Source organism: Kribbella swartbergensis, assembly GCF_054784135.1.
The window spans coordinates 1-640 of the sequence record NZ_BAAGPM010000019.1 but is presented as its reverse complement, the minus strand read 5'-3'; the positions used below and the strand labels follow the sequence as shown (position 1 = coordinate 640).

Sequence of the window (640 nt, the reverse complement as noted above, 5' to 3'; positions counted from 1 at the left end):
GCGAGGCCGATGGCGATCTTAGGATTGCGCTCCTTCAGGGCCATGCCGACGCCCGCCAGGGTACCGCCCGTGCCGACCGCGCAGATGAAGCCGTCGACCTTGCCCTGCGTCTGGGCCCAGATCTCCGGTCCCGTGGTCTCGATATGCGCCTGCCGGTTGGCCACGTTGTCGAACTGGTTGGCCCAGACCGCCCCGTTCGGCTCGGATGCCGCAAGGCGCTGCGCCAGCCGGCCTGAGACCTTCACGTAGTTGTTGGGATTGGCGTAAGGCACGGCCGGGACTTCGATGAGCTCGGCGCCTGCGAGCCGCAGCATGTCCTTCTTCTCCTGGCTCTGGGTGTCCGGGATCACGATCACCGTCCGGAACCCGAGGGCGTTGGCCACAAGCGCCAAGCCGATGCCCGTATTGCCGGCGGTTCCCTCGACGATCACGCCGCCGGGCCGCAGCAGGCCGCGCGCCACCGCATCCTGGATGATGAACAGGGCGGCCCGGTCCTTCACCGACTGGCCGGGGTTCATGAACTCGGCCTTGCCCAGGATGGTGCACCCCGTCAGCGCGGACGCGCGGCGCAGTGCAATCAGCGGAGTGTTGCCGATCGCGGCAACGATTCCAGGGTGAACGGACATATGCGGTCCTCCAC

Annotated in this window: 1 protein-coding gene; it reads right to left on the bottom strand. The window is 67.7% G+C overall.

Annotation, left to right across the window (positions count from 1 at the left end):
• Window positions 1–626: pyridoxal-phosphate dependent enzyme (locus ACYVOK_RS18595; protein WP_460663719.1), on the bottom strand; the 626-nt coding region annotated here is incomplete at its 3' end.
• Window positions 627–640 lie beyond the last annotated feature (14 nt).